This is a genomic window from Flavobacteriales bacterium, assembly GCA_020435415.1.
In the GTDB taxonomy this organism is placed as follows: Bacteria; Bacteroidota; Bacteroidia; order JACJYZ01; family JACJYZ01; genus JACJYZ01.
This window is the reverse complement of record JAGQZQ010000099.1, coordinates 1-11,522: the sequence shown is the minus strand read 5'-3', so window position 1 is coordinate 11,522 and position 11,522 is coordinate 1. Positions and strand designations below refer to the sequence as shown.

At 48.1% G+C, this 11,522-nt stretch carries 6 protein-coding genes; 1 reads left to right on the top strand and 5 read right to left on the bottom strand.

From position 1 onward, the window contains the following. Positions 1-147: 147 nt before the first annotated feature. The 5 genes from KDD36_12975 to KDD36_12955 all read right to left on the bottom strand — a co-directional run bounded on the left by KDD36_12975 (position 148) and on the right by KDD36_12955 (position 4,604). Complete coding sequence (locus tag KDD36_12975; protein ID MCB0397561.1) at positions 148-666, bottom strand: DUF1572 family protein; 519 nt, start codon at positions 664-666, stop codon at positions 148-150. A 302-nt stretch (positions 667-968) separates the two neighbouring features. Continuing rightward, positions 969-1,799: a hypothetical protein gene (locus tag KDD36_12970; GenBank protein MCB0397560.1), complete on the bottom strand. Its 831-nt coding sequence runs from the start codon at positions 1,797-1,799 to the stop codon at positions 969-971. Positions 1,800-1,885: 86 nt separating this feature from the next. Beyond that, on the bottom strand, positions 1,886-2,560 hold the full coding sequence (locus KDD36_12965) for a hypothetical protein (GenBank protein MCB0397559.1): 675 nt from the start codon (positions 2,558-2,560) through the stop codon (positions 1,886-1,888). A 10-nt stretch (positions 2,561-2,570) separates the two neighbouring features. Then, positions 2,571-3,083, bottom strand: coding sequence for a hypothetical protein (locus tag KDD36_12960; protein ID MCB0397558.1), 513 nt, complete (start codon positions 3,081-3,083; stop codon positions 2,571-2,573). A 96-nt stretch (positions 3,084-3,179) separates the two neighbouring features. Next, positions 3,180-4,604: an MBL fold metallo-hydrolase gene (locus KDD36_12955; protein MCB0397557.1), complete on the bottom strand. Its 1,425-nt coding sequence runs from the start codon at positions 4,602-4,604 to the stop codon at positions 3,180-3,182. 455 nt (positions 4,605-5,059) lie between these two features. On the opposite strand from KDD36_12955, the gene KDD36_12950 reads away from it, so the two are divergent. Then, entirely contained in the window at positions 5,060-11,227 is a 6,168-nt protein-coding gene (locus KDD36_12950; protein ID MCB0397556.1) for a T9SS type A sorting domain-containing protein, read from the top strand. The last annotated feature ends 295 nt before the right edge of the window (positions 11,228-11,522 follow it).

Here is an 11,522-nt window from a genome sequence, read left to right as displayed (position 1 = left end):
AGGTTTAAGGGGATACTGAGTTTATTGGAATGGTTATGCTACAGTGTTGGGCGAAGGTTCCCGGATCATTGCGATACCGGGACAGGTGCACCTTCGTCCGATTATATTGAATGATTTTTGTGGAGGAGAATCCCCATATCACAGCGATCATTTCATTCCCATCTTCTCATTAAAATCTTTCGATTTGTTTTTGGGGATGGAGAGGCTTTGCCATTGATCACCTTTGAGGAGATGGCCGATGTATACGATCTGCCCCACATGATAAGCATAGTGAGCAAGTTGCCGATTGATGGCTTCGGTAACCGTCAGGTTCTGGTTCCTGATGGTGATGGAGGCACTCAGGTTATTGTCATTTACCTGTTCAAGGGCATGGAAGACACAATCCCAACCTTCTGCCCACCGAGCCATGAGTTCATCCCGCGTCTTAATGATGTCTTCAAACTCTTTGTCGCGCTCCCGCCATGGTTTCTCACCGTCCGTGGTAAGGAAGTCGGTCCACCGGGACAGCATGTTGCCCCACATGTGATTTACAATAATGGCTATGGAATTGCTGTCGGAATGAGGTTGCTTGAACAATTGTGAATCATCCAGTTGTTCGAATGTTTTTTCTCCAAGCGATTTGTAGTAGTTGAATTGCTGGAGAATGCTGGCTAGGTAGGAGGGCATGTCTTAGTAGTTAGTAGTTAGTAGGCAGTAGGCAGTAGCGGTTGATAGACATTAGATTTTAGATCATAGACATTAGAGAGGGGCATTTGTTGGACGGGTAACCAAACGATGATGTGGCATGCTTTCCCGGGTACACGTAGTCCCCGCCCAGGATAAAGTTACGGAATGCGATTGAAGTTGGCGAGATAAGATGTAGCTATTTCTTGCAGGGGTGATTTTGGGAGGAAGATTTTATTCCCAGGGGAGGTGATGGGTAGAAGCGAGAAGGAGAGTAGGGTGATTTTACCAGGGTATTGATGCGATCATCTTTTTAAAAATTCTCCGGTCTGATTGTCAAAATTCACATAATACAGCCCTTCCGGAAGATCGCTGATGTCACATTGGCGGCCCCTCCCTTTACGCGTAATCTTTCCCGATGTATGATAAAGTTCAAACTGGGTTGTGTCACTAAAAACAATGGGATGGATCGGTTTGCATATCATGGTCACCTTTTTAATAGTCGGATTCGAAAAACTGAACGCGCCTAGTTCTGTTATATCTTCAGGATTGCTTGCTTCCGTTTGTTTGTAAATCAACCGGAACATATTAACGCCGGAATGCAGGGGCAGGGTTGAGGTAAATGTAACGGTATCTTTTCCGGCCACACGGCACGAGTCCGTATTGATCCAACGGTTCCACCGGAATTGCTGGAGGTATATGTCTGCATTGGGATGCAGTAGCTGTGCTGTCACACTACCTGCGGAATCTACTTCCAGACGGAGTAACTGTTTGTTGTTTTGGTGGACATGGTGCGGGAGTGTTCTTTCATCGATCAGTTTTCCATCGCGAACAGTTAACAATATGTAATTCGTCTTGTTAGGTCGGTCGTTATGTTCAAGTTGCAATTGAAAGGTGCTGTCATTGATTCGTTGGAAGACAGGCCATATGCGCTTATTGAACTCAAATTCCAACAGGCTGTCCGGTTGATAAATGATGGATTGTCCGATGCGAACGGTCAGTTTGTATTTCCAGAGTGGTTCGCAGTCCATATAGGTTGCCGCAATGACGATGGAGTCTTCGAAGGTTTCCGTGAAGGCCAACGGTTTGCATCCATCTGTGGGCAGATGCCCGTTCGGTTGGCAGCTGGTTTGCATAAACCAGAAGATCAAACCAAAAACAAACGCAGTTCGAAGGTGGAAATTCATGTTGTTTTCAGTGTAAACAGTCGGCGAACTTGCAGTCACCTGACCTTAAAACATTCTACAAAATATTCATCGTTGTGAAAGAAGCATTTCAGGACCATGGATTCACTGTTGTTTTGAATTACCTCATACTCGTACTTGTCGCCAACTTTACTTAATGCAGATTTATACGGGTCGTTGCTTTCCGCAAACGTGAGGGTGAAGTGGCATTTGTCTGACCATTTGACGGTTAGTTTTGAATAAGTTCTTCCATGATTCATCCGTTCCAGGTATTCGGTTTCGGTGAACGTCACAAATGTTGTATCTGTCAGGTTCCCATCCTTGTCTGGTATTACATAAAAATAGTCACCGGTTTGAATTCCATCACAATTGAGAATGCTGTCCCTGGAAAATTTAGGTGCTCTGACCTGTATGCTGTCACGCATGAGACTGTAGAAGTATTCACAGTTCTTGGCAAGTTTTAAAGCAATCTTCTGGCCCACAGCCTCACCTTTGACTTCAGAGATTGAAGTAACCTGGTAATAATCGATAATAGCAGACATGTTTTCAAACATGGTCTTTTCAACACAGGGTAGGATATCATCAACATTTACCACTTTTTCCTTTTCAATGCACTTGCAGATCTTTTTTGACATTTTGTCAAATACGTCCTGTGCCTCGCATAAGCCTGAGGTGAACAACAGCGTGGCGATGATCAATACAACATTTTTCATTCCGGTATTTTTAGCATGAAGTCCAGTATTCACAAGAAGAAAGTTTCCCATCCCTGAAAACAAAACGGAAGCCATTATCATATCCTTTGGCAAGCAGTAGAACGGATTCTCCGTTTTCATCCTGCCTGAAACGTGATACCGTTCCCTTTCCGAAAATATTTATGAAATCGGCTTTGGTTGTTTGTCCGGTCAACGGCATTCCGTCATAATACAGTTTCACTTCTCCCTGGTGATCCATGGTTACCTTTTCAAGGGTGAATAGTGCGGAATCGCAACCAATATAATTGAAATATTGATACTTCAATTGATAAAAAGTACATCCTTGCCAGTCGCTCGAGAAGCCGCCACATTCATATTCGGGATATGCGATATCAGCTTCCCCGAACATGTTAATGATGGTGTCTTTTGGAATATGAAGCCCGCGTCCGTGAAATTTTAATTTATCCATATCAAACCCGGAATCCTGCCCGAAGGAAAGAGCAGGCAAGGCAATCAGAAACAGATTCAGTATGGTATAATACATCCGCATTTCAAAATCATCATATCACCACATCAGCCTGCCTTGCAATGGCTAGCGCTTCGGCTGGCAGGTCACCAAATCATCACATCACCACATCACCTAATCCACATCCAGTCTGTCTGCTTCAAACTTATAACCCTGCCCGTGTTCCGGAATGTGTACCCTCCGGAAGCCGGCATTTTTTAATCTTGTTTTCCAGTGGTGCATGGCTTCTTCATGTCCGTGGACGAGGAAGAGTTGATGCACTTTTGGGATATCCTGGCAGGAAAGGTATTGCAGCATTTCCTGGTAGTCGGCATGTGCGCTGAAGGAATCGGTGATGCTGACATCCGCCTTCACCTCATGTTCTTCTCCGAATATCTTCACCCGCTTGTCACCGGCCCGTAAACGGCCCGCAAGGGAAAGAGGTTCGGCATAACCTACCAGCAAAATGGTGTTGGACGGATCTCCGATGTTGTTTTTGATGTGGTGTTTTACCCGTCCGGCTTCCGCCATGCCTGAGGCAGATATGATAATGCACGGTTCCTTGATGGCATTCAGGGCTTTTGAGTCAGCCACATCCTGAATATAGGTCACGTCATCGAAGCCGAACGGATCAGGTCTGGTCTCGATGAATTCCTGGACCTGCATGTTCAGGCAAGAGATATGCTTCCGCATGATCCGGGTGGCATCGTTTGACAACGGACTGTCTATATATATCTTGATATCAGGGATGAGTCCGTATACATCCAGCTTGTTCAGGGTGTAAACGATCTCCTGGGTTCGTCCGAGGCTGAAAGCCGGAATAATAAGCTTTCCTTTCTTTTCCTTGCATGTGTTGATGACGGCGTTCAGAACATCCTGCTCGGCATGGACGATGCGGTTGTGAAGCCGGTCACCATAAGTGGATTCACATATGATGATGTCGGATTGTTCAAACGGACTGGGATCTTTGAGGAGGGAGGTGTCATATCTGCCGATATCCCCGGTGAAGGTCAGATGAATGACGCCTTTGGTTTCGGTAAGCTTCAGGTGTACGCTGGCGCTGCCCAGGATATGACCATTGTCTGTCAGGGTAAAAGAAACGCCCGGGAATATCTCGGTTTCCGTGTCATAGGCGATGCCCCTGAAGTGCGGCATACATTTTTTGACATCTTCAATCGTGTACAGCAGATCAATCGGGGTCTTCCCTTGTCGTATCTTGCGTTTGTTGACATACTTCATATCCGCTTCCTGGATGAATGCGCTGTCTTCAAGCATGACATCACAAAGGTCGCGCGTGGGGTGGGTGCAATAGATATGTCCCCGGAAACCTTCCTTTACCAATCTGGGTAGAAGTCCACTATGATCGATGTGGGCATGGGAAAGAATGACCGCATCAACGGATGCGGGGTCAAAACCCCATTCTCTGTTAAGATTGTGTGTGTCCATGCCCATGCCCTGATACATCCCGCAATCCAGTAATATCCGCTTGCCACTTTCCGTGGTGATAAGGTGCTTGCTCCCTGTAACGGTCTGCGTAGCACCGTGAAAGTTTATTTCCATGAGGCGAAGATAGGAATATGGGTTTAGGTTTGCCGCGCCCTTAGAAGCTTTAGTGGAGGAGGGCTGTTTAAAGTCGGAGGTTTATGGTTCGAAGTTTAAGGTTGGAGTGGAGGGGGGAGTAGGCTGTAGGCAGCAGGCAGTGCCTGGAATCCTTTGGATCGGTGTTTGGCTCTGGCTGATTACTTCATATTTTTGTGGTTCAAAGTTTAAACTTTTAGATAGTTCGAACGTCCAACCAGATTCTGCTGGCAGACTAAAATTTCAATATTTTTTTTTGGTTTCGCACCTGTGAGGCTCAACCTCATGAGAATCAACGTTTCCCTCATTTAGACAATATTGTCTTAATGTTCTGTTTGCTTACTGGGTTTGCGTTTCTTGCATTATTATCCCTACCTTGCGGCCGCATTGGGAAGTGCACTTTAGCGATTTTATTGGTAAACAAACCTAGAATGTCCATGAGGAGATTTTACACACTATGGGCAGCGGTGATGGCTATGACAGCTGTTGCCAATGCGCAGATCGTGGCCGGATTCGATGCCACGCCGAAGACTACCTGCACGGGGTATGTCAGTTTCACAGACACCAGCTCTGGCAATGTCCTGCAGTGGCATTGGGATTTCGGGGACGGAACGACATCCGATCGCCCAAATCCGGTGCACAGGTATGGAAGCAATGGCAGCTACAATGTTACGCTGATTGCTTATAACCTGAACACCGAGGATACGGTGACTAAGAACAATTACATCACCGTGAACCGCCCTGCAGGTCCGATGACCACAGGTGATTCCGTTCAATGTGGACAAGGTTCAATGGTTGATCTGCTTGCTACAGCGATCAACGGAGGCGAGTTGGTTTGGTACAACATGCCAAACGGCGGAATGGCCCTGCATCAGGGAGATACGTTTTCAACAGCCCTTGGAAAAACCACGACCTTCTATGTACAGGAAAATCAGATGGGTTCTGTACAGAAAGTCGGACCGGCAGACAGCACATTCGGTGGCGGTAACAATCACACGGAGCTGGATTTCGGACTCGTATTCAATGTGCAATCACCTTTCATTCTGAAATCGGTTAAGGTTTATGCTCAAGGTGCCGGACCACGTACTTTCCAGGTGAAGAGTGCCATCGGTGGCAACGTGATCCACAGCAAGACCGTTGACCTTGTTGACGGTATGAACCGTGTGTCGCTTGACTTCGCCATGGAGCCAGGTGCCGGATACTTTATTCAAATACAAGGTGTACCCAATTTGTTCAGAAACAACAGCGGTGCTTCTTACCCATATAGCCTCAATAATCTTGTTTCCATCATTCGTTCGAATGCCGGTAGAAACTCCAATTTATCATACTACTATTATTTCTACGATTGGGAAGTACAGGGAATCACTTGCCAAAGTGAACGTTCACCTGTCATCGGTAAGGTGATAGGCCCACCTGCTCCCACAACTGTTAATGACACCACATGTCCTGGCGGTGGTCTCGTGACCCTGCTTGCTTATGGCAATGGTGGTGGTGACCTCAGATGGTATGATGCCCCGACCGGCGGTAACCTGATCGATACCGGTGGTGTGCATACCGAAAACATCACCAATGATGTGACCTATTATGTGTCCGAGATCACCCACGCACCTGCAGTAAAAGTAGGTCCGGTGGACAATACATTCGGTCCGGGCAGCAACTACAGCAACCAGAACAACCTCGGATTGGTATTCGATGTACTGGCACCCCTTACCCTTAAGTCTGTTAAGGTTTATGCGCAGGGTACCGGTAACCGGACCATCCGCGTTTTCGATGCTGTTAACGGAAATCTCATTCATACCAAAACCGTGAATGTTCCGAACGGTGAAAGCAGGGTGTCTCTGAATTTCCCGCTGGAACCAGCCAACGGATACTATATCACCTGTGTCGCTCCTCAGAACTTGTTCCGTAACAACGCAGGACCTTCTTATCCCTATGCCATACAGGATTTGATATCTATCAATACGTCCAATACCGGACAAGCACTGGATTATTACTACTTCTTCTACGATTGGGAGGTGGAGCCAGGAATTTGTGAAAGTGAAAGAGCTCCTGTTTCCGGTATCGTAAGAAACACCCAGCCCATCTCTCTTGCTATTGCCGTAACCAATGCCAACTGTAATGGCAGCAGAGATGGTATGCTGGATCTGACGGTTACCGGCGGACAAGCGCCTTACACGTTTATGTGGAGCAATGGTCAGACAACAGAAGATGCAACAGGTCTGAAAGCCGGATTGTATGCGGTGACCGTAACCGATGTGAACGGATGTTCTGCGAAAGATTCAGCTCAGGTCGGACAACCTACCAAAATCACCGCTTTCTACAGCGCATCTTATGCCAGCTGCGGTGCTTCCGATGGTTTGCTGGATATGACCATCAACGGAGGTACACCTGCCTATACCTACCAGTGGAGCAACGGTGCTACCACCCAGGATGTAGGAAACCTCGCTGCAGGAAACTATGCCCTGACCGTAACCGACTCACGCGGTTGTACTGCGGTATTCATTATGTCTGTAGGTAATGCAGGCGGTCCTTTGTTAACAGCAAACGTTGAAAACCCAACCTGTAACGGTGACGCCGATGGCAGCATCGACCTGATGGTGGTTGGCGGTACCCAGCCTTATACCTATAACTGGAGCACCGGTGATACCGTTCAGGATATCAGTGGTCTGTCAAGCGGTAACTACCAGGTGACCGTAACAGATAATAACGGATGTTTGGGCGTAGCCAACTACGAGGTTATTGACCCTGCAACGCTGATGGTAGATGCCATTGTTAAGAATGCCCATTGTAATGGCGCAGCAGACGGTGTGGTTGAAACCAAATTGACCGGTGGAACAGCGCCATTTACTTATATCTGGTCTAACGGCGCAACCACCGCGAATCTTAACGGAGTAACGGCTGGTACTTATGACGTGACGGTGACTGATAGCAACGGGTGTACTGACACTGCGGATGCTATCGTAGGTCAGCCCGGTCCGATCATTACGGCCATGTCTTCTACTGAAGAATCATGTCAACCTGGAATGGACGGTACTGCCAATGTGCTTGTCTCCGGTGGTGCTCAGCCATTTACTTTCCAGTGGGACGACCCGAACAATCAACAGTCTCCGACCGCCAATAACCTTGCTGCAGGAATGTACCATGTGACTGTGACAGACAAACAAGGTTGTATGAAGGTGGATTCGGTGATGGTGACTCAACCCAATGTTACCCTGGCTACCAGCGCATCAGACGCCAACTGTAATGGTGGCAGCGATGGTAGCATCGATCTGACCGTAGCCGGAGGTACGCAACCTTATACTTATACATGGAGTGACGGTCAAACCACCCAGGATATTTCAGGGTTGATGGCCGGAACATACAGTGTGACTGTTGAGGATGCCATGGGATGTTCGAAAGTTGCATCTGAGACCGTCGGTGAGCCGGTGGCTGTGAATGTGACTTCATCTACAGTAGATCCAAGTTGTGGAAACAGCGACGGTCTGATTGATATTACCGTGACCGGTGGTTCTCCAACCTATACGTATGTATGGAGTAATGGTGCAACCACCCAGGACGCCGGTAACATTCCTTCCGGTTCCTATACTGTGACCGTTACCGATAGCAAGGGTTGTATGGCGATGCACACCGCTATTGTGAATGATGTGAACGGACCCGCTCCGTTGACCGGTTCATATGCACTGGTAAGCTGTCACGGCGGTTCTGATGGTGCAGCCATCGTAACCCCAGGTGGCGGCGTAAGTCCTTACACTTATTTGTGGGAAGATGGTCAAACCGGTGCAACCGCTACGGGTTTACCCGCTGGCTTTTACAGCGTGACCGTAACGGATAACAACGGTTGTAAGGCTACCACAATGGTTGAAGTGGAAGAGGCCACGCAAATCATGACAACCGCAAATATTAAAGATGTGTCCTGCCACGGTGGAGACAATGGTGAAATCGATCTGTCATTCAATGGCGGAATTCCTGCCCATACCTTCGTATGGAGCAACGGTGATACCACGGAGGATCTGGACTCGCTGGCTACGGGCGACTATGTCGTTACCGTAACTGATGCCCTGGGTTGCAGTGTGGTGGATACCTTTACGGTAGCTGAGCCTGATATGATTGTCACCACCGTATCAGTTTCCAACGCAAGTTGCAGTGGAACATCCGATGGTGTTGCAACTGTATCAGCTATGGGTGGAACCCCAGGCTACACCTTCCTGTGGAGCAACGGTCAAACCGACAGCTCTGCGACCGGACTTGCACCTGGTGTATACAATGTAACCGTTACAGATACACTCGGATGTACTGCAACAGACAACGCCACGATCACCGCTCCGAATGTGAATGCGGCTACCAACGTATCACCGGTATCTTGTAATGGTGGCAACGATGGTTATATCGACGTAACTGTTGCAGGTGGTCTCAGCCCTTATCTTTATATCTGGAGCAACGGTGCCACCACAGAGGATGTATATAACCTGACGGCAGGAACCTATACACTCACGGTAACCGATGCCAATGGTTGTGAGAAGATCGTGTCCGGAACCATTACCGAACCGACGATGATCAATGTAACGGCTTCTCTGACCCAACCTACATGCGGCAACGCAGACGGCTTGATCAACATCACAGTGTCCGGTGGTAGTCCCGGTTACACTTACCTGTGGAGCAATGGCTATACCAGCCAGGATGCAGGTAATGTGGCTGCTGGCAGTTACACTGTAACTGTGACCGATGCCAAAGGTTGTGTGGTGATCCATACCGAAGACCTCAATGACGCCGGTGGACCAGGTAACCTGACCTTCACCGTAACCAATGCAAATTGTTATGGCGATACCGGTTCGGTATCTGTTGTGGCTGCCGGTGGAGCTCTTCCGCTCACCTATATGTGGAGCAACGGAAGCACTGATTCTACCTTTATGGATCTTGCAGGAAACTACCACGTGACTGTGACCGATAATAACGGTTGTGTATCCTATGGTACCGGTAAGATCGGAGAGCCCGATGCGCTTGACCTTGATCTTCAGAAGACCAACGTAGCCTGCAACGGGCAGAACAATGGAATGGTGGATCTGACGGTTGCTGGTGGAACTGCACCTTATACCTTTATGTGGAATACCGGTGCAACCACCGAAGATATCGGTGCACTGGTGGTAGGTGTTTACGTGGTAACGGTGACGGATAACCACGGTTGTTCAGCGGCTGATTCGGTATTTGTAAGTCAACCTTCTCCGATCACCCTGACTACAACCGTAACAAATGCAAGCTGTGATGGTACCAACGATGGAACCATTACCGTAAATGTTACCGGTGGTTCTCCTGACTACTCTTATCAGTGGGATGATCCGAATAACCAAACCACTGTAACAGCAACCGGGCTGACTGCAGGAACTTACCATGTGACCGTTACCGACGGTACCGGTTGTACAGCAGTAACCCAGGCTACTGTAACCCAACCAACCGTTACGGCAGCGCTGAGCTCTATACCGGCAAGCTGTAATGGTGAAGCGGATGGATCTATCGATCTGATCGCGGTTGGTGGAACAGGTCCTTACACATTTGCATGGAGCAATGGTGCAACGACTGAAGACCTCACCGGATTGATGGCAGGTACTTATTCTGTGACTGTGACTGATGCGAACGGATGTTCCGGAACCAACAGTGAAACGGTGACTCAGCCAACGGCTATCAATGTAACTGCAAATGTTTCGAACTCCACATGCGGCAATGCCAACGGTCTGATCGATCTGACAGTTTCCGGTGGAACCCCAGGCTATACCTACCTGTGGAGCAACGGTGCAACCGGTCAGGATATCGGTTCACTCAGCGCTGGTCTTTACAGCGTGACCGTAACCGATGCGGCGGGTTGTGATGTAACACTGGTTCGCAGTGTGAATGACAACGGTGCACCTGCTATTGCTTCGGCAGCAACAGATGTAACCTGCCCCGGAGGTAACGACGGTTCTATAGATATCACTGTAAGTGGTGGCGCCACTCCTTATACCTTTATCTGGAGCAACGGTGCAACTACCGAGGATGTCACCGGCCTTACATCTGGTTCCTATGGCGTGACTGTCACAGGAAACAATGGTTGCTCTTCTTCTGAGTATACCACAGTTGGTAAGCCTGATGCGATCACTACCGTTACCGGTGTCATTAATGAAAGTTGCGGTGGATGTTCGGATGGCTCTGCTGCTGTAATGGCAAATGGTGGAGTATCTCCTTACAGCTACCTGTGGGATGACAGTGGTTCGCAAACCACCTCTACGGCTACCGGACTCACCTCTGGTACTTACCACGTAACGGTAACAGATGCAAATGGCTGTACCGCAACAGACAGTGTTGTTGTCTCCTTCACAGTGGGTACACCTGTTGTGTATGAAGATCATACCGTCATCGTATTCCCTAACCCGACCCGTGATGTGGTTAAGTTGGGTGGTGATGGTGTGAAGTACATGGTGTCTGTGGACGTATTCGATATGTCTGGCAGAAGACTGGAGCTTCCGGTTTCTGACAACAAGGAAATGGATCTGAGTGCACAACCTTCAGGTATCTACCTGGTGAAAGTGAACTTCAAAGATCAGTCCTTCTCCACCTTCAGGGTGTATAAGCACTGATAGAGAATAGATTCAGATAATTTGAAAAGCCGGCTGTAACATTACAGCCGGCTTTTTTTGCAAGGAAGCGGTAAAAAGTATGGCTTCATGCATCATTACCGGTCCCGCATACGACTGTATATTATCTCACTTTCTGTGAAATGCTTTACTTTGTCCATCCCCAATGGAATAGCAAAATGAAAAACTTGAAATGGCTGGCAGCATATATATTGGGTCTTGTCATGACCGCACAGGCCCAGGATCCATCTTCATCTAAGATCATACAGGATCTCCAACAACTGAATACCCTTGGGAC